We start from the raw sequence: 17,626 nt of genomic DNA, 5'->3' as shown, positions 1-17,626 counted from the left end.
GGGACGGACAGCACCTGTCGGCGCGGGCGCCGTACATCCGAAGCTGATGGGGTGCCCGGCCGCGGTGCCCGGCCTGGCGAGAAGGACGAGCGGCTCGGGCCGCCCGGGCACATCGACGAGCGAGCCCCCACGGTTACGGATGTGAGCCATGCTTCACCACGACAGCCTGCCCGCCGAAACGGCAGTCACCGGCTCTCGTCGTACCGTCGAACTCGACGCCGACGAGGCGCTGCGGCTCCTGGGCAGCGTGTCCCTGGGCAGGATCGTCTTCACCCGGCGCGCGCTGCCGACCGTGCGCCCGGTCAACCACGCCCTGGACGGCGGGGACATCGTCATCCGCTCGCACGAGGGTGCCGCCCTCACCTCGCACACCCGGCAGGCCGACGGGTCGGGCGTCGTCGTCGCCTACCAGGCGGACGCCATCGACCCGCGCACCCATCTCGGCTGGAGCGTGGTGGTGACCGGGTTCGCCCGCCCGGTGACCGACCCCGACGACCTGGCACACGTCCGCGCGCTGGTACGTCCGTGGGTGGGACGGCCCATGGACCAGGCGATCCGCATCCGGCCCGACCTGATCACGGGCATCCGGCTCGTGGGCGACGGCGACCTTGTGGGGAGCGGCGGCCCGGACGCGTCCTGACCCTGGCCGGGAGGACGCGTCCTGACCCTGACCGGGAGTCCGGACGCCGGGCCGCCCGTGACTCACGCCGTGATGCGGCGCCCGGTGATCGTCCGCGGCTCGATCCGTATCCACAGTTCCCGGTCGCCCCCGGCCCACGGCCTGCTGTGAGCCCTGTCCGTCAGCCGTCGCACCTCGTCGGGTTCGGTGACCGTACGGGCGGGGCCTCGCACGAGCACGCTCCAGCCCTGCCCGAAGGCTTCGTCGATCCGGTCGACCTCGAAGCCCACCTGCTGGCCCGCCGCCGACGAGGGCGTCGTACCGGAGGCCGTGCGGTAGACGACCGTGTCGTCGACGACGCTGTAGTTGACCGGCACCACCACCGGCCCCTCCGAGGACGGCACCGCGACGCGCCCCACCCCGTGCGAGCCGAGCAGCGACCTGCACTCGTCCTGGTCCAGCTCGGTGAACTCGGCCGTCCGGGAGGCCTGTTCGGGGCCCGGAGGCAGGTCGGCCTGGCCGCCGGTGAGGTCGGAGACCGTGGTGTCCAGGGCCGCCGCCAGGGTGAGCAGGGTGCCCCGGCCGGGCGCGGCGCCGGGATGCTCCTCCAGATGCGTCAGATAGCTGACGGCCACCCCGGCCCGGTCGGCGGCCTCCGGCCGGGACAGACCCAGCTCCCCGCGCCGTGCCGCCAGCCGGCGTCCCAGGTCGCCCGAAGGCCTTTCGTCGGACGTCGTTCCGGTCATGACGGTCACCTCCGTCCGGCGGTCTCGGCGGCCCCGGACCGCGGCCCGTGGAGCACGACCTTGAGCGCGCCGGTCTCGGCGGCCCGGGCGAAGACGTCGTACGCCTCCTTCATGCGGTCCAGCGGGAAGGTGTGGGTGATCAGCTGCGAGGTGGGCAGCCGTCCGGCGGTGGCCATGCGCAGCAGGGTGGGCGTCGAGCAGGTGTCGACCAGACCGGTGGTGAGGGTGATGTTCTTGATCCACAGGTCTTCCAGGTGCAGGGTCGCGGGGGCGCCGTGCACGCCGACGTTGGCGACATGCCCGCCGGGCCGGACCATGCGCGTGCACATCTCGAAGCTCTCCGGCACACCGACCGCCTCGATCACCACATCGGCGCCGAGCCCCTCGGTGAGGTCCGCGACCAGTCCCTCGGGGTTCTCGCGCGCGTCGGCCACGGCGTCGGCGCCCAGCCGCCGGGCGGCCTTCAGCCGGGCCGGCGCCAGGTCGACGGCGATGATCCGCTCCGGGGAGAACAGCCGGGCCGTGCTGATCGTGGCCAGCCCGATGGGCCCCGCGCCGACCACCACGACGGTGTCGCCGGGGCGGACCCGCCCGTTCAGCACGCCCACCTCGTAGGAGGTCGGGAAGATGTCGGCGAGCAGGACGGCGTCCGCGCTCGCCAGGGAGCCCGGCAGCGGATGCACGGAGAGGTCCGCGTAGGGGACCCGGACGTACTCGGCCTGGGTGCCGTCCACGAGATGCCCGAGTATCCAGCCCCCGCCGCCGCGGCACTGGCCGTACATGCTCCTGCGGCAGTACGGGCAGCGGCCGCACGCGCTGATGCAGGAGACCAGGACCCGGTCGCCGGGCCGTACGGTCCGCACGTCCCGGCCGGTCTCGACGATCTCGCCGACCGCTTCGTGGCCCAGCACGGTGCCGGGGCGTACCTCGGGCACGTCACCCTTGAGGATGTGCAGGTCCGTGCCGCAGATGGTGACGGCGTCGACCCGCACGATCGCGTCGGTGGGGTCCTTCACGGCCGGGTCCGGGACCTCTTCCCAGGCGGACTGTCCGGTGCCGTGGAACACATGGCCCTTCATGACGTTCCTCACCTCGCTCGAAGTGGCGCGGAGTCCGGGGACCTCGGCGGCCGGTACGAGTGCCTCCGCCACCCGGCGCCGGAATCGCCCCGCCCTTCCAGCCTGACCCCGCGGCGCGGCGGACGCATGGGCCGGTCGGGCCCCTCACGGGGCGGACGGCGCGCGGCCACCGGGGAGGAACGGGACGGACCTGCGCGAACGCGCCGGAAGGGACCGTTCGGCCCTACCGCGGAACCCGGTGAAGGGGCTTTCATCTGCACATGCCCGAGAACGAGACGAGGCCCGCGGCGGCCCCGACCGTGCGCCATGTCGAGGGAACGACCGTCCTGACGCTGCACGGCGAGATCGACGTTCTGACGGCGATCCCGGTGGCCAGGCGCCTGGACGACCTCACCTCGGTGTCGTGCCCCGACCTCGTGGTCGATCTGCGTCCCGTGTCCTTCATCGACTGCTCCGGGCTGTCCGTCCTGTGCCGGGCCCGCAATCGCGTCCGGGCCCGCAGCGGGCGGCTCCGCCTGGTCAGCGGCGACGGCTGCTTCCTGCGCATGCTGCACGCGACAGGTCTCGGCGAGGTCTTCGAGATCCACCCGCAGCTGCCCACCGGCGCCGCCGGGGCGTGACGCCCGAGGGCGGCGCCGGTAGGAGCGTGCCCTCGCCCGGTGGCCCGGCACACGCCGAGCGGCCGCGGCCGCTCGGTCGTGCGGGACGACGGTGCTCAGTCGTGCGGGACGACGGCGACGGGGGCCACGGCGTGGTGCAGCACCGCGTGCGCGACGGACCCGATGCGGGCACCGACCGGGCCACGGCGGACCCGTCGGCCCACGACGACCAGGGACGCCTCGCGCGAGGCGTCGACGAGGTGCACGGCGACGGGGCCCGGGTGCGTCTCCCGTACGACCTCCACGGCCGGGAACTTCTCGCGCCAGGGGCGCAGCACCTCGCTCAGGGTCAGGCCCTCCTGCCGCGCCAGGGCCGTGTGGAGTCCTGGGTCCACCGACAGGCCGTACGCGTAGTACGGCGACGGGTACCAGCCGTGCACGACCCGCAGCGCGGTGCTACGGCGGGAGGCGGCGGCGAACGCGAACTCGATCAGCCGCGCGTCCGGGTTCTCCGTGTCCAGACCGAGCACCACCGGCCGGAACGGCCCGGCCGCCGACGGGATGCCCGCCGGGTCCATGGTGTGCTCGTCGGCGGCCTGCTGCTCCGCCCGGACGAGGACCACGGGCCGTTCGGCGCGGGCCACGACGGCGAGCCCGACCGAGCCGAGCAGGAAGCCGCCGACCTCGCCGAGCCTCCGGGAGCCGAGGGCCAGCAGCTCGGCGTCCCCGGCCAGGTTCGCCAGCACCTCGTCCGGCCTCCCGGAAAGCTGTTCCATGGTCACCTCGAGGCCCGGGTGACGCAGCCGGAGGCCCTCGGCCGTCTCGCGGGGGACACGTTCGGACCACTGCCGCTGCGTCTCGGTGCCGAGCAGCGGCACCGAGGCCAGGGGCTCCGGCACCTGCTCCGTGACATGCACCAGTCTCAGCGGCAGCCCGAGCAGCCGCGCCTCGCGCGCCGCCCACTCGGCCGCCGCGCGGCTCTCGCGCAAGCCGTCGAGACCGACGATGACGCTGGGTGCCATGATCTCCACCTCCTGGACCGTGCCTTCCTCCACGAGCCTGCCTCCGGCACCACCGCCCGCGGCAGGGGCCCACCGGGCCCGACGAGGGGACGACCGGCCCAGCCGGCCCCGGGGGCCGCCGTCACCGTGCCGCCCGCCCCACGGCTCCGGCCCGGCAGGAGGGACCCGGTCGGCCCGCCCCCGCGGACCGGACGGCCCATGGCCCGCCGACGGCGGCAGCAGGACGCTGGCCGCAAGGTTCCGTCGAGTCGGGAGGCACGCCGTGATCACCACCACCCCCACCCCCAGCATGCTGCGCGCCCTGCCCGCCGAGTACCGGGAGAGGCTCCTGAGCACGGCCCGCACGGTGTCCTTCCCCGAGGGGACGCGCCTGTTCGAGGAGGGCGGCCACGCCGACCGGTTCTGGATCGTGCGGACGGGCACCGTCGAGCTCGACATGCGGGTACCCGGCCGGCGCGCCGCGGTCATCGAGACCCTCCGTCACAACGACCTCATCGGCTGGTCCTGGCTGTTCACCCCGCACGTGTGGCACCTCGGCGCGGAGGCGACCACGCCCGTGCGGGCCTACGAGTTCGACGCCACGGCCATCCGCGCGATGTGCCACGACGACCCCGGCCTGGACCACGCCGTCACCCAGTGGGTCGGCGACGTCCTCGCCCACCGGCTGCGCTCCGCGCGGACCCGGCTGCTCGACCTCTACGGCCCCTGCGGCTCCGGCATCCACGTCTGAGCCGCGGCACCCCGGGTGCGGTGACGACGGCGATCCCCGGGACCGTCGGCTCCCGGGACGGTGACGTCGGCGATCCCGGGGCCGCCGGCTCCCCGGGCACGTTCGCGACGGCGAATCCGTGGACCGCCGACGCCCCCGGCGCACACGCGACGACGAACCCCCGACCCGGTGATTTCCGGGACCCTAGTGGGGCCGGACGGCCCTGGTGTCGCCCGGTCCGGCGCGCGATGCTCGACAGGAGAGCAGTCCGACGCACGCGACGAGCCACCGGTAACAAGGGGTTGTCATGGCCGACACAGGCACCTTCACGGAGCAGAACCCGATCCGTGTGTTCCTCCTGGACGACCACGAGGTCGTACGACGCGGCCTGACCGATCTGCTCGACGCCGAGCCCGACATCTCGGTCGTCGGCGACGCGGACACCGCCGAGCACGCCCTCGTTCGGGGCCCGGCCCTGCGTCCCGACGTCGCCGTGCTGGACGTACGGCTCCCGGACGGCGACGGCATCACCGTCTGCCGCGAGCTGCGCAGCCGGATGCCGGAGCTGTCCTGTCTGATGCTGACCTCGTTCGACGACGAGGAGGCTCTGCTCGACGCGATCATGGCCGGCGCCTCGGGGTACGTCCTGAAGCAGATCCGGGGCTCCGACCTGGTCTCCGCCGTGCGCACGGTCGCCTCGGGGCAGTCCATGCTCGACCCCGCGACGACGGCCCGCCTGATGCGGTCGCTGCGCACCGACCCCGTCGAGACACCCACGGTCGCGCCCGAACTGGCGACCCTGTCCCCGCGGGAGAGGGACATCCTCGCCCTGATCGGCGACGGGCTGACCAATCGCGAGATCGGCAAGAAGCTCTATCTGTCGGAGAAGACGGTCAAGAACCACATCTCCCGGCTGCTGGCCAAACTCGGCGTCCAGCGCCGGGTCCAGGCCGCCGTCCTGGCCTCCCACCTGGACCACCCGGACACCGGCGACCGGCCGGGAGGCCGGTGACACGGCTGTCCGGACCGCGTGGGGCGCTGGGGGCTCGGACGCGGGGACTCGCGGTGAGTGGGGCGCGCTCAGCGGTCCGCCGCGGTCCTCGGACGCCTCGGCCGCGATCAGCGCGGTGTGATCCTCGCGATGACCGGCAGATGGTCGCTGCCGGTGCGGGGAAGGGTGCCGATGTGACCGACGGTCGCGGGACGCGCCAACACCTGATCGATCCGGGCGACGGGTGCGGCGGCGGGGAAACTGAAGGCGAAGCCGCGCCGGGCCGTGTCGAGCCGGGAGGTCAGCGGGGCCAGCCCCCGGTCGTCGACCGTGCCGTTGAGGTCGCCGAGGAGCAGCACCGACCGCTGCGGCTCGGCCGCGACCGCCCGGCCCAGCAGCTCGGCGCTCGCGTCGCGCCGGGACGACGTCAGTCCGCCCGCCCCCAGCCGGACCGAGGGCAGATGGGCGACGTACGTGGCGATCGGACCGTACGGCGTGTGGACCACCGTCCGCAGCCCCCGGTTCCACGACTCGGCGATCCCCGGCGGCCGGATGTCGACCGCGCGGGTGCCGCTCAGCGGATGCCGCGACCAGAGGCCGACGGTGCCGCGGACCGCGTGGTACGGGTAGTCGGGGGCGAGCGCCGACGCGTAGAGCGGCAGCGACCGCGGCACCAGTTCCTGCAGCGCGATGAGATCCGGCCCGGCCTCCGCCAGGACGCGGGCGGTGCCGGCGGGGTCGGTGTTGTCGTCGGCGACGTTGTGCTGCACGACGACCAGGTCTTCCCGGCCGGGCCCCGTATCGGGCAGCAGCAGATGCCCGAACAGGTGCGTCCACACCCCGGCGGGCAGCAGCACGGCGACGAGCGCCGCGGGTGAGCGCAGCAGCAGCGCGAGCACGAGCAGGACCACGGCGACCGCGCCGAGCCACGGCAGGAACGCCTCCAGCAGACTCCCCGCACGCACCGCCGCGTTGGGCACCGCCCGGTGAAAGGCCAGCAGACCGGCGGTGAGCGACGCGGCCGCGACGAGCAGCCCTTCCCGCCCGCCGAGCCGCTGACCGGGCGGCGTCCGGGCCGGGCCCGCCCCGGCCGTCCGCGGTCGCCGCGCGCGGTACCTCGTCCACGGCGGCGCCGACGCCCTCACCCCGGCCCTCCGCTTCCGTCGACTCCTCGGCCTCGATGGCCAGGACGGTCCGCCGGAGGAGTTGGTTCCGTGACGCGTGGTGGGTGACGGTCTACGAGCCGCCGAGCGACACGATCGTGGCGGTGTCCTGCCCGCCGGGCGTCGGGTAGGTGACGGTGTCTCCGACACGGTGGCCGAGCAGCGCGCCGCCGAGCGGGCTGTCCGCCGTCACCAGCGACTCGTCCATCGCGACGGCCACCTCGCCGATCTCGACCGTCTGCTCCGAACCGTCCGAGAACCGGACGGTGACGGTGCTGCCGACCCCCACCACGTCCGTGGGCGCGGTCCCCGCCGCGGTCCCCTGACGGAGCCGCAGCGTGACGTCCTCGATCCGGGCGTCCAGCCGGTGGAGCTGATCGGCCCGCTGCAACTCGTCGGCCTGGTCCGCGAGATCGCCGACCTCGTCGGAGTCGCTGCCCCGGAGGGTATCGGCGACCGTGCGCCGCTCGGCCTCCAGATCGGCGAGCTCCTTCTCCAGCGCACGCCGGGCCTCGGCGCCGATCGGCTGGGGTCCTTCGGTCATGTCCGCTCCTTCGGGGGCGTTCCGTGATCAGGGGACGACGACGAGCTTGCCGCGGGTGCGCCCGGTCCGGCTGGCGTCGAAGGCCTCACCGGCCGCCTCCAGCGGGAACGTGCCGGCGATCTCCACGGTGAGCGCGCCACGGTCGGCCACCGAGGCCAGCTCGGCGAGCCCGGCGCCGTCCGGCCGTACCCAGATCCACTGTCCGCCGTGCTCCGTGACGGTCGGGTCCGCGATGGAGGCGTGACGGCCGCCCGGGGCCAGTACGGCGAGGGTCACCTCGAGCTGTCCGCCCACGAAGTCCGCCACCACGCTCACGCCGTCGGGCGCCGCCGCGCGCACGCGCTCGACCACGCCGTCGCCGTAGGCGACCGGCTCCGCGCCGAGGCCGCGCACGAAGTTGTGGTTGCGTTCGGACGCCGTCCCGATCACCCGGGCGCCGCGGTCGACCGCGAGCTGCACGCCCAGACTTCCCACGCCGCCCGAGGCGCCGTGCACCAGCAGGGTGTCGCCCGCGCCCACGTCCATCCGGTCCAGGGTGCGCAGCGCGGTCAGCCCGACCAGCGGGAGCCCCGCGGCCTGGGACCAGTCCAGAGCGGCCGGTTTACGGGCGACGGCCGAGGCGTCGACCGCCACGTACTCCGCGAAGGTTCCCGCGTGCACGACGTCCTTGCGGGCGTACGCCATCACCTCGTCGCCTACGGCGAACTCGGGCACGTCGGGTCCGAGGCCGGTCACCACCCCGGCCACGTCCCAGCCGGGGATGACGGGGAACACCGCGTCCATCATCCCGTCGAGGCCGCCCGCCATCAGCTTCCAGTCCACCGGATTCACCCCGGCCGCCCGCACCCGCACCAGCACCTGCCCGGGTGCCACCTTCGGCTCGGAGACCTCACCGAACCGCAGACGCGCGTTGTCCGCGGCGTAGGCGTCGTACGTGACCGCACGCATGAATGAACCTCCTCGAAAGGTGCAATCGAGTACATCACGGGGGGTGGGGGCGCGCAGGCCCAGACCGCCCCCGTGGCAACCTGCGGGGCTGAGGCGCCCGCTCCGGCCCTGGCCCCGCGCCGACAGCCGGGCCCGCGGCGAGGCGGACGGCTTGCACGGGCAGGCCGCGTCCGGAGCCCATGGCCGCCCGCCGGTGCCGAGTCATCGCGCTGGGGTCGCGATGCCCCACCGTCATGGGAGGGGGCTGGTGTCGAGCCGGGACCCGCGGCGACCTGCCGGGGTGAGGTGCCCTGTCGGGCCCGAGGTGAATCCGTCGGCCCTGCGGCGCTCCGTCCGGCCGAGGCGGCCTGGCGCCGGTCTCGGCCGGTCCGCCCGGGGGCATGGGGCCCTGGCGGTGGCCCGAGTCGATCCGCCGACGCGCCCGGCGGCGCCCCGCCCGGCCCCGGGGCCTCGAGCCGAGGCCCGGCCTCGGTCGTCGCGGTCCGCCGAAGCCTCGGGCAAACCCCGCGTGCGGCCACCGGTGGAGAGGCGTAACGCCCGGAGATATCGTGTTTGTGCCGATCTGATCGCCTGTGGGCGACTCCGTTGACACCGTGAGAGGTTGCCATGTCCTCGAAGCGACGCCGCAAGAAGAAGTCCCGCCGCAAGCACGCAGCGAACCACGGGCGCCGCCCCCAGTGCTGACCGCGGCACGTCCGTGCTGAGCCGGCTCCGGCCGCCGCCGATCCCCTGATCGGCGGCGGCCGGCCGTCGTGCCCCCGCCGCGAGAGCGAGCTGTCAGCCGGCGGCCGTCGACCGGCGGACGACGAGTGACGTCGGCAGGACGACATGCCGCTCGCCGAACTCCTCGCCCGCGAGGCGGGCCAGCAGCATGCGGGCCGCCGTCTCGCCCATCTGCCGCATCGGCTGCCGGACCGTGGTCAGCGGCGGCTGGGTCAGATGAGCCGTCGGGATGTCGTCGAAGCCGACGACGTCGACGTCCTCGGGCACTCGCAGCCCGGCCGCGTGCAGGGCGGCCATCGCGCCCATGGCGGCGAGGTCGTTGTGGGCGAACACCGCGTCGAACGGCTGCTCGAGGTCGAGCAGCCGGCGCACGACCGCCCGCGCGTCGGCCTCGGTGAAGTCGCTCTCGACGACCAGCGCGGGATCGAGGGGACGGCCGTGGCCGGCGTAGACGGCGCGGAAGCCGTCGAGGCGGTCGCGCACACAGCCGAACCGCAGCGGGCCGGTGAGCACGAGCGGCCGGTGCCGTCCGCCGTCCAGCAGATGGCGCGCGGCCGACGCGCCGCCCTCGTGGTTGGTGGCGGTGACGTACGGGAACTCGGGATGGCGGCCGCGGTCGTCGATGAGGACGACGGGGAGCCCACGGCGCTGGATGGCCGTCAGCATGTCCAGGCTGTACTCCGGCTCCACGACGAGGAGTCCGTCGAAGGCGCCCGCGGACACCTGGCTGGTGAACCGCTCGACCGAGTCGACACCCCGGTTGCAGGTGAACAGCAGCAGTCCGAACTCGGCCGCCTCCACCGTGTCGACGACTCCCTGGACGATCTCGCCCATCCACGGCCAGGTCAGCGAGGGCACCAGCATGCCGACCGTACGGCTCTGTCCGCGCGCCAGGCCCACGGCGCCGGAGCTCGGGACGTAGCCGAGCTGGTCGATGACCTGCCGGACCCGGGCCGCGGTCGAACGGTCCACCTCGGCACGGGTGTTGAGCACCCGGGACACGGTCGTCTTGCTCACCCCGGCCATGCGGGCCACATCCGCGATGGTGACTCGCATGGCACCCCTTCGCTGAGCCAGTGCCCCGACTGGCGACGTTCGCGAGACGCCGAGTGAAACAGCGCTGTGCGATCTACGTCAACACCCGTCGGCCGGGGGTGGCCGACACCTGCCCACCTGCCGCTCGGGCGGCACTCGGGGCACGCACGACCGATCCCGGCGCTGCCGTGAAGTGTTGAAGGCGGCGGACCCCGGACGCGTACCAATTCATACGAGAACTATTGACGACTACATGACATCTGGGTTCACTCGGCCTTGGCCGGAACCGGTTCCGGTACCGGTTCCGGGAAGAGCAGACCTCTGAGAGCAGCCCCCACCACTTCCCTAGGAGGAGTGCTGTGTTGAGAAGTTCCCCCCGTCCACCCTCGGACCGCCCCCGCGGCGGACGACGACGCGCCTGGTCGACCGCCCTGGCCGCACTGGGCCTGCTGGCCGCCACGCTGTACACCGGCTCGGTCGCACGCGACAGCCGGGCGGACGCCACCGAGATCAAGGCCGTTCCCCAGGCCGCCCAGGTGGTGCGGGTCGCCGAGTTCCTCGCCGAGTGTCCCTACACTCACCGGCTCCCCGACGACCCGATCGTCTTCCCCGGCCTGCCCGGCGCCTCGCACATGCACAGCTTCTTCGGCAGCCGTGTGACGAACGCGCACACCAAGGTCACCGACCTGCTGGGCTCGTCCTCCTCCTGCAACCCGGCCATCGACACGTCGTCGTACTGGGTGCCGACGATGTACCGCAACGACCAGCCCGTCGAGCCCACGGGCACCACGTTCTACTACCTCGGCGAAGGCGTGCGCGACGACGTCATCGCACGTATCAGGCCCTTCCCGCAGGGCCTGCGGGTCGTCGCCGGCAACGCGAAGTCGACCGGCGTCGACGACCCGACCTCGATCGCCCGCTGGTCCTGCCTGCACCACGGCGAGGTCAACCCGTCGAAGGACTTCGTCACCTGTCCGCCCGGCTCCATGCTGGAGTCCTACCTGGACTTCCCGCAGTGCTGGAACGGACGGGACCTGGACTCGGCCGACCACAAGAGCCACATGTCCTACCCGGTGGGCGGCGACTGCCCGGCCAGTCACCCCGTACCCGTCCCCAAGCTCCGCCAGGTCCTGCGCTACCCCGTCTCGGGCAGCACCCAGGGTCTGCGGCTGGCGTCGGGGCCCGGGTACACGATGCACGGCGACTTCTTCAACGCGTGGCCCGAGAACGAACTGGCCCGGCGGGTCACCAACTGCATCAACGTCATCGTCAAGTGCGGTGCGGACGGCAACCCGTCCTGATCACCGGAACGCCGACGATCCGTCTGATCGCCCGGAACGCCGGCAACCCGTCCTGGTCGTAGGGACGTCGACAACTCGTCCTGATCATCGGACCGTCGGCGATCCGTCCTGATTCCTGATATCTGATCCATCACTCGGACGAGCCCCGGCACGCCGGCGCGGCGAAGGAGCGGAGATGGCAAGCACGACGGCCGGGCGGTCCAGGACGTGCCTCCTGGCCGCCGCCCTGCTCTGCGCGCTGACCGTGCCGGGGTGCGGGGGAGCAGGGGAGTCGGCGGCCGCACCGGACCGGTCGGCCGGGTCCGCCCGGCCGACCGGTCCGGCCGCCGCCGAGGGCCGCTTCGACGCCACCGCCATCGGCTGGATGCAGCTGATGATCGCCCTGGACGACCAGGCCCGTCATCTTCTCGGGCTGGCCCCGGACCGGTCCGCCGACCCCGCTCTCGGGCGCTGGGCGGCGGGCCTGGCCGAGGACAAAGGCCATGAACTCCGCACTCTGCGCGCCCTGTTGGCCGCGACCGGAGTGCCCGACGACAACCCGCACGACGGGCACGACATGCCGGGCATGGTCGACGCCCGGGAGCTGGCGGCCCTGCGCGCCGCCGAAGGGGCGCGGTTCGACCGGCTGTTGCGCTCGGCCCTGCGTGAACACCTGCTCCAGACCCGGAAGCTGGCGGCGTCCATGGGTGAGGCGGACGCGGACCCGGCCGTCCGTGAGGCCGCGCTGGCAGCGGGGGACTCGGCCGCGGACGCGCTGCGGCGCATGCCGTCCGCCTGACCTGTCGCGTGGCGGTCGCGGGGTCCTCAGGGAGTGCGGCGCCGCAGAGCGGGAGCGGGGTGGGGGAGCGGGGTGGCGGCGGCCGGTGACAGGCCGTCGAGGATCAGCGTGACGTACCGCTTCCAGCCGTCCTCGTCGGGGTCCATCGTCCACAGCACGCTGACGAGCATGGCCATGATCCTGCGGAGGTCGTCGGGGACGAGGTCGTCGCGGACCACCCCGGCCTGCCGGCCGCGTTCCACGAGCCGCTCAAGGGCGACGAAGAACTGGTCGCCGGTCTCGGCGGTGAGCACACCGGCGGCGCGGGCCGCCGTCAGGACGTTGTAGTCGCCCGCCGCCGACGACAGCGCCGCCTCCAGGACGAGGGTCAGGCCGCGGCGCGGGTCCTCGTCCGCCATGGCGCGCTCCACCACGGGCAGGACCTGCTCGCGGAACTGCTGGTCCATCACCTCGCGCAGCAGCGTGCCCTTGTCGGGGAAGCGGCGGAACAGCGTGGCGATCCCCACCCCGGCCCGCCGGGCGATCTCGTCCAACGGCGCCTCGGGGCCCTGTTCGGCGTAGACCTCGCGGGCCGCCCTGACGATCTTCTCCGCGTTGCGGGCCGCGTCGGCGCGCAACGGCTTACGGGTTTCCGAGATCACGGACCCATTCTACAAGTGATAGTCGATTATCGGTTTGAGTTGACACCGTCATCCTGGCAAACCGATAGTTGACTACTGTTTCCAGGTCCGGCGAGCGGTGCCCTTGGCGTCCGTCCCTCGGCCGTACCGATCTCCGGAACCTCATCCGAGCCCGAGGAGCTCCCTCATGCCGCACGCGCCCACGGCGCATCGCCCCGGACCCGTCGTCGCGACCCTCGCCCTCGCGGGCGTCACGGCCGCGGTGATGCAGACCCTCGTCACCCCGCTGCTGGCCGGCCTGCCGCGGATCCTCGACACCACGCCCTCCAACGCCGCCTGGGTGGTCACGGCCACGCTCCTGGTGGCCGGGGTGTGCGTGCCGATCACCGGGCGCCTGGGCGACCTGCTCGGCAAGCGACGCGTGCTCCTGGCCTGCGCCGTCCCGCTCATCGCCGGATCGGTCGTCTGCGCCCTGGCGGGCAGCGTGGTGCCGATGATCGTCGGCCGTGGCCTCCAGGGCGTCGGCATGGGCATGATTCCGCTGGGCATCGCGCTGCTGCGCGACGTCCTGCCCGCCGAGAAGCTCAGCTCCTCCATCGCCCTGGTCAGCGCGTCCATGGGCATCGGCGGCGGCATCGGCCTCCCCGTGGCCGCGGCCGTCGCCCAGTACGGCAGCTGGCGCATGCTCTTCTGGGGCGCCGCGGTCCTGGCGGCGGCCGTCGCCGTCATGATCCTCACCCTCGTCCCGGACGTCCCCGCCTCCGCGCGCGGGCAGCGCTTCGACGCCGTCGGCGCGCTCGGGCTGGCCGTCGGCCTGGTGTCCCTGCTGCTGGCGGTCTCCAAGGGCGCCGACTGGGGCTGGGGCTCGGCGACCACGCTGGGACTGTTCGCCACGGCCGCCGTGTCCCTGACCGCCTGGGGCCTGTTCGAGTGGCGCACCCGTGAGCCGCTGGTCGACCTGCGCACCACCGCCCGGCCCCGCGTGCTGCTCACCAACCTCGCCTCGCTCTTCATCGGCTTCGGCATGTACGCGAGCATGCTGATCGTCCCGCAGCTCCTCATGTACCCCGAGGCCACCGGGTTCGGACTGGGGCAGTCCATGCTGGCCGCGGGCCTGTGGATGCTGCCGGGCGGTCTGATGATGATGGTCGTCTCCCCGCTCGGCGGGAAGCTCACCACCGCCCGGGGCCCCAAGGTGACGCTGATCTCCGGCGCCCTGGTCCTGGCCGCCGGTTACGTCGTCTCGCTGCTGCTGGCCGGCACCGCCTGGGGCCTCATGACCGGCATGATGGTGATGAACAGCGGTGTCGCCCTCGCCTACGGCGCCATGCCCGCCCTCATCATGAGCGCGGTGCCCCTCCACGAGACCGGCGCCGCCAACGGCTTCAACGCCCTGATGCGCTCCCTGGGCACCTCGGTCGGCGCGGCGGTGATCGGCGTGGTCCTCGCCCAGATGACCACCACCATGGGCGGCTACACCTTCACCTCGGAGAACGGCTTCCGCACCGGCCTCGTCATCGGCTGCGCGCTCGCCCTGGTCTCGGCGGCCGTCGCCACGTTCATCCCGGCGCCCCGGGACACCGGGAGCGCGGCGGAGGCCACGGCCGCCGACGACACCCCGTCCGCCACGCTCGGCGCCAAGGGCTGAGCCTTTGGGCGTACCTCTGCGCCCCGGGCCCGTGAGAGGGGCTCGGGGCGCAGCCGTGTCACCGGGCTGTCAGGACGCGGAACTCGTTGCCGTCCGGGTCGGCCAGCGCCACGCCGCCGTCGTCGTCGGGGCCGGAGTCGAGGCGGGTCGCCCCCAGCGCCAGCAGTCCGTCCACCACGGCCGTGTGCTCGGCACCGTCAGCCGGTACGAGGTCGAAGCGCAGCCGGTCCCGGCCGCCGCGCGGCATCAGGGGCGGCCCGCCCCAGGTGATCTTCGTGCCGCCGCCCGGCGCCTGGATCGCGGTCTCCTCGTCCTGGTCCCACACCAGCGGCCAGCCCAGCGCCCGGCTCCAGAAGTAGCCGACGGCCTGGGATCCGTCGCAGGCCAGTGCCCCGATGGACCCGGTGTCGGCGAGGAACTTGTTGCCCGCCTCGATCACACAGAACTCGTTGCCCTCGGGGTCGGCCAGCACGACATGGCCCTCCTCCGGGCGCTGGCCCACGTCGATGTGGCGCCCGCCCAGTTCCAGGGCTCTGGCCACCGTCCGCCGCTGGTCCTCCGGCGAAGTGCTGGTCAGGTCGAAGTGCATCAGGTTCTGAACGGTCTTGGGCTCCTGGGAAGGTGCGAACCGGAGGCGGAAGCCGCCGTCCTCGCCGGGCAGGAGCGTGACGCCGTCGCGCGGGTCCTCGACCAGCTCGCGGCCCAGTACGCCGGACCAGAACCGTGCCACCCGCAGGGGGTCGTGCGCGTCGAAGCAGAGTGCGAACAGGTCAGTCGTCATGTCCCACATTCCTCATGGCGGCCGGCCGCCGCGGCCGGTGCGCGCCCGGCCCGTCGGTCGTGCTGTCGGCAGGGCGCCTCGTCGATTCGTCGCCGGGCAGCCTAGGGGCGCGGCCGTGCCCGTCGCACCCGAGTATTCGGCGCGTGGCCCTGCCGCTCGCCCGCCCGCGTTCGGGGCTCGATCCTGCCGTCCGCGCCGCGGCGCCCGTCCCTGCGGTTGAGGGGGTCGCCGGTCGCGTAGGACAGTGAAGTCTATGAACCGGCACCGACGCCCTCGCCGACGGGCTCCGTGGATCGCGGGGGCCGTGGCCGTGATCGCACTGACAGGGGCCGGGACGTGGGCACTGATGGCCCAGGAGGACGACTCGCCGAGCCCCGTGCCGTCGGAGTCCACCGACCTGTCCCTGCCGACCGTGTCCCCGCTGCCCACCTGGACCTCGTCGCCGGAGGCGTCCCCCACCGAAAGCCCGACGCCGACGCGCACACCGTCGCCGGCGCGGACCTCCGGTCCGGCGGAGCCGACCGGGACCGCTGAGCCGCCCGCGCCCCGGCCGACGGCGTCCGGCACCTCGCCCGCCGTCCGCACACCGACGCCGACCCACCCACGCGCCGTCACCCCCGAACCCCCCGCGCCCACGCGGACGGCCACCCCGCGGCCGACGCCGTCCACGGCGACCCCCACCCCCACGCCGTCCCCCACCGAATCGCCGACCGGCGGCACGGGAACCTCGACGACCTGGTTCACCTCTCCCGAGGCCGTCGCGGCGGCCCAGCGGATGGCGGCGGCCGGAACGGTCGGCGACCCGGCGTGCTCCATGGCCGCCGTGGGACGGCCCGACCCGAGCCTGGTTCCCCAGGTCAGCCGCATCGGCATCGGCAACTCGGGCGCCTACTGGTGCCTGATCTGGTAGGCCCGGCCAGGAAACCCGCCGGAACGCGGGCGGCGCCTCCACGCTGACGAGGCGACGCGACCGGGTCGTGCACGGACGTTGTGCCGGAGGCGGAGCATCCCTACTCTCTAATCGTTAGGAAAGTTTCCAAACAGTCGGACCCCCACGCAGGAGTGACATGTCCCTGATGAAAAGTCAGCGCGTCGCCCCACTCACCGCTGTCCTGGCCGCCGGACTTCTCGCCCCCGTCCTGACCGGCCTCCCCACCGCCACCGCCGCCCCCGCCAACCTCGCCCTGAACAAGCCGGTCACCGTCTCCTCCACCGAGAGCAGCACCCTCGGCGGAACCAAGGCCGTCGACGGCTCCGGCAGCACCCGCTGGGCCAGCGCCGAAGGCGTCGACAACCAGTGGATCCGCGTCGACCTCGGAGCGGGCACCACCGTCAACCGCGTCGTCCTCAAGTGGGAGGCGGCGTACGCCACCGCCTACCGCGTCGAGCTGTCCGACGACGGCTCCACCTGGCGCCGGGTGTACGGCACCACCTCGGGCGACGGTGGCACCGACGACCTCGCCGTCAGCGGCACCGGCCGCTATCTGCGCGTCTACGGCACCCAGCGCGGCACCCCGTACGGCTACTCGCTGTGGGAGGTGGAGGCGTACGGCAGCGGCACGACCACCCCGCCGTCGTCCGGCAAGCCCCTCGACGACCCGGCCAAGAAGGAGGTCGCCATGAAGCTGGTGTCCACCTTCGAGAACTCCTCCCTCGACTGGCGGGCCCAGTTCGCCTACATCGAGGACATCGGCGACGGCCGCGGCTACACCGCCGGGATCATCGGCTTCTGCTCGGGCACCGGCGACATGCTCGAACTCGTCGAGCGCTACACCGCCGCGAAGCCGGGCAACCCGCTCGCCCGCTACCTGAACGCGCTGCGAGCGGTCAACGGCACGGATTCGCACGAAGGGCTCGACCCCGGCTTCCAGAACGCCTGGCGCGAGGCCGCCCGGGACCCCGCGTTCCAGGCCGCCCAGGAGGCCGAGCGGGACCGGGTGTACTTCAACCCGGCCGTGTCCCAGGCGAAGTCGGACGGGCTCAGGGCGCTCGGCCAGTTCGCCTACTACGACGCCGCCGTGATGCACGGCGAGGAAGGCTTCCGCAGCATCCACCGGGTGGCGATGTCCCGGGCGAGGACACCCGCCCAGGGCGGCAGCGAGACCGCCTATCTGCACGCCTTCCTCGACGCCCGGGAGGAGGAGATGCGCAGGGAGCCCGCCCACAGCGACACCACGCGCGTGAGCACCGCCCAGCGGAGGTTCCTCGACGAGGGCAACCTGCACCTCGACGTGCCGTTGTACTGGAGCGTGTACGGCGAGGCCTTCTCCATCACCTCGTGACCGGCGCCCGCCCCCGGTGACCCGCCGGCCCCTGCCCG

Annotated in this window: 19 protein-coding genes; 10 read left to right on the top strand and 9 right to left on the bottom strand. The window is 73.5% G+C overall.

Annotated features, from left to right (window positions below; genetic code table 11):
* Positions 1–148: 148 nt before the first annotated feature.
* Positions 149–640 (top strand): pyridoxamine 5'-phosphate oxidase family protein, encoded by a 492-nt coding sequence (locus ACZ6SQ_RS07120; protein ID WP_469557518.1) that lies wholly within the window; start codon positions 149–151, stop codon positions 638–640.
* A gap of 62 nt (positions 641–702) precedes the next feature.
* On the opposite strand, the gene ACZ6SQ_RS07115 is transcribed toward ACZ6SQ_RS07120, so the two are convergent.
* Together ACZ6SQ_RS07115 and ACZ6SQ_RS07110 are read right to left on the bottom strand one after the other, a co-directional pair.
* Positions 703–1,365: a helix-turn-helix domain-containing protein gene (locus tag ACZ6SQ_RS07115; protein WP_469557516.1), complete on the bottom strand. Its 663-nt coding sequence runs from the start codon at positions 1,363–1,365 to the stop codon at positions 703–705.
* Between the two features lie 5 nt (positions 1,366–1,370).
* Positions 1,371–2,444, bottom strand: a complete 1,074-nt coding sequence (locus ACZ6SQ_RS07110) for a zinc-dependent alcohol dehydrogenase family protein (protein WP_469557514.1) — start codon at positions 2,442–2,444, stop codon at positions 1,371–1,373.
* 260 nt (positions 2,445–2,704) lie between these two features.
* On the opposite strand from ACZ6SQ_RS07110, the gene ACZ6SQ_RS07105 reads away from it, so the two are divergent.
* Positions 2,705–3,064, top strand: a complete 360-nt coding sequence (locus tag ACZ6SQ_RS07105) for an STAS domain-containing protein (protein WP_469557513.1) — start codon at positions 2,705–2,707, stop codon at positions 3,062–3,064.
* Positions 3,065–3,159: 95 nt separating this feature from the next.
* Here the strand turns inward: ACZ6SQ_RS07105 and ACZ6SQ_RS07100 are convergent, their stop codons facing one another.
* Positions 3,160–4,065 carry a universal stress protein gene (locus ACZ6SQ_RS07100; RefSeq protein ID WP_469557510.1) on the bottom strand — a complete coding sequence of 302 codons (906 nt, stop codon included), beginning with the start codon at positions 4,063–4,065 and terminating at the stop codon, positions 3,160–3,162.
* 265 nt (positions 4,066–4,330) lie between these two features.
* Between ACZ6SQ_RS07100 and ACZ6SQ_RS07095 the strand changes: the two genes are divergently transcribed.
* Together ACZ6SQ_RS07095 and ACZ6SQ_RS07090 are read left to right on the top strand one after the other, a co-directional pair.
* Positions 4,331–4,795, top strand: coding sequence for a cyclic nucleotide-binding domain-containing protein (locus tag ACZ6SQ_RS07095; protein ID WP_389331842.1), 465 nt, complete (start codon positions 4,331–4,333; stop codon positions 4,793–4,795).
* A 286-nt stretch (positions 4,796–5,081) separates the two neighbouring features.
* Positions 5,082–5,786, top strand: a complete 705-nt coding sequence (locus tag ACZ6SQ_RS07090) for a response regulator (protein ID WP_386381937.1) — start codon at positions 5,082–5,084, stop codon at positions 5,784–5,786.
* A 107-nt stretch (positions 5,787–5,893) separates the two neighbouring features.
* Here the strand turns inward: ACZ6SQ_RS07090 and ACZ6SQ_RS07085 are convergent, their stop codons facing one another.
* The 3 genes from ACZ6SQ_RS07085 to ACZ6SQ_RS07075 all read right to left on the bottom strand — a co-directional run bounded on the left by ACZ6SQ_RS07085 (position 5,894) and on the right by ACZ6SQ_RS07075 (position 8,420).
* Positions 5,894–6,910 carry an endonuclease/exonuclease/phosphatase family protein gene (locus ACZ6SQ_RS07085; RefSeq protein ID WP_469557508.1) on the bottom strand — a complete coding sequence of 339 codons (1,017 nt, stop codon included), beginning with the start codon at positions 6,908–6,910 and terminating at the stop codon, positions 5,894–5,896.
* 91 nt (positions 6,911–7,001) lie between these two features.
* Positions 7,002–7,472 carry a GreA/GreB family elongation factor gene (locus ACZ6SQ_RS07080; protein ID WP_469557506.1) on the bottom strand — a complete coding sequence of 157 codons (471 nt, stop codon included), beginning with the start codon at positions 7,470–7,472 and terminating at the stop codon, positions 7,002–7,004.
* Positions 7,473–7,499: 27 nt separating this feature from the next.
* A complete protein-coding gene (locus ACZ6SQ_RS07075) occupies positions 7,500–8,420 on the bottom strand; it encodes an NADP-dependent oxidoreductase (protein WP_469557504.1) in 921 nt (306 codons plus the stop codon).
* A 606-nt stretch (positions 8,421–9,026) separates the two neighbouring features.
* Between ACZ6SQ_RS07075 and ACZ6SQ_RS07070 the strand changes: the two genes are divergently transcribed.
* Complete coding sequence (locus ACZ6SQ_RS07070; protein ID WP_466330927.1) at positions 9,027–9,104, top strand: hypothetical protein; 78 nt, start codon at positions 9,027–9,029, stop codon at positions 9,102–9,104.
* Positions 9,105–9,197: 93 nt separating this feature from the next.
* On the opposite strand, the gene ACZ6SQ_RS07065 is transcribed toward ACZ6SQ_RS07070, so the two are convergent.
* Entirely contained in the window at positions 9,198–10,199 is a 1,002-nt protein-coding gene (locus ACZ6SQ_RS07065; RefSeq protein ID WP_386381946.1) for a LacI family DNA-binding transcriptional regulator, read from the bottom strand.
* A gap of 338 nt (positions 10,200–10,537) precedes the next feature.
* Between ACZ6SQ_RS07065 and ACZ6SQ_RS07060 the strand changes: the two genes are divergently transcribed.
* Positions 10,538–11,479: a DUF1996 domain-containing protein gene (locus ACZ6SQ_RS07060; RefSeq protein WP_469557503.1), complete on the top strand. Its 942-nt coding sequence runs from the start codon at positions 10,538–10,540 to the stop codon at positions 11,477–11,479.
* Positions 11,480–11,654: 175 nt separating this feature from the next.
* A complete protein-coding gene (locus ACZ6SQ_RS07055) occupies positions 11,655–12,257 on the top strand; it encodes a DUF305 domain-containing protein (RefSeq protein ID WP_469557502.1) in 603 nt (200 codons plus the stop codon).
* A 26-nt stretch (positions 12,258–12,283) separates the two neighbouring features.
* Here ACZ6SQ_RS07055 and ACZ6SQ_RS07050 read toward each other — a convergent pair whose 3' ends face one another.
* Complete coding sequence (locus ACZ6SQ_RS07050) at positions 12,284–12,898, bottom strand: TetR/AcrR family transcriptional regulator (protein WP_469557500.1); 615 nt, start codon at positions 12,896–12,898, stop codon at positions 12,284–12,286.
* A gap of 166 nt (positions 12,899–13,064) precedes the next feature.
* Here ACZ6SQ_RS07050 and ACZ6SQ_RS07045 point away from each other — a divergent pair, with 166 nt between their 5' ends.
* Positions 13,065–14,525, top strand: a complete 1,461-nt coding sequence (locus ACZ6SQ_RS07045) for an MFS transporter (protein WP_469557499.1) — start codon at positions 13,065–13,067, stop codon at positions 14,523–14,525.
* Positions 14,526–14,583: 58 nt separating this feature from the next.
* Here ACZ6SQ_RS07045 and ACZ6SQ_RS07040 read toward each other — a convergent pair whose 3' ends face one another.
* Positions 14,584–15,306 (bottom strand): VOC family protein, encoded by a 723-nt coding sequence (locus ACZ6SQ_RS07040; RefSeq protein ID WP_469557497.1) that lies wholly within the window; start codon positions 15,304–15,306, stop codon positions 14,584–14,586.
* A gap of 304 nt (positions 15,307–15,610) precedes the next feature.
* Here ACZ6SQ_RS07040 and ACZ6SQ_RS07035 point away from each other — a divergent pair, with 304 nt between their 5' ends.
* Both ACZ6SQ_RS07035 and ACZ6SQ_RS07030 read left to right on the top strand, forming a co-directional pair.
* Complete coding sequence (locus ACZ6SQ_RS07035; RefSeq protein ID WP_469557494.1) at positions 15,611–16,216, top strand: hypothetical protein; 606 nt, start codon at positions 15,611–15,613, stop codon at positions 16,214–16,216.
* Between the two features lie 157 nt (positions 16,217–16,373).
* Positions 16,374–17,588: a chitosanase gene (locus ACZ6SQ_RS07030; RefSeq protein ID WP_469557492.1), complete on the top strand. Its 1,215-nt coding sequence runs from the start codon at positions 16,374–16,376 to the stop codon at positions 17,586–17,588.
* The last annotated feature ends 38 nt before the right edge of the window (positions 17,589–17,626 follow it).

The sequence above is a fragment of the Streptomyces sp. NPDC048600 genome, assembly GCF_055587025.1.
The sequence above is the reverse complement of the archived record's forward strand: the minus strand, read 5'-3'. Positions and strand labels throughout refer to the sequence as shown.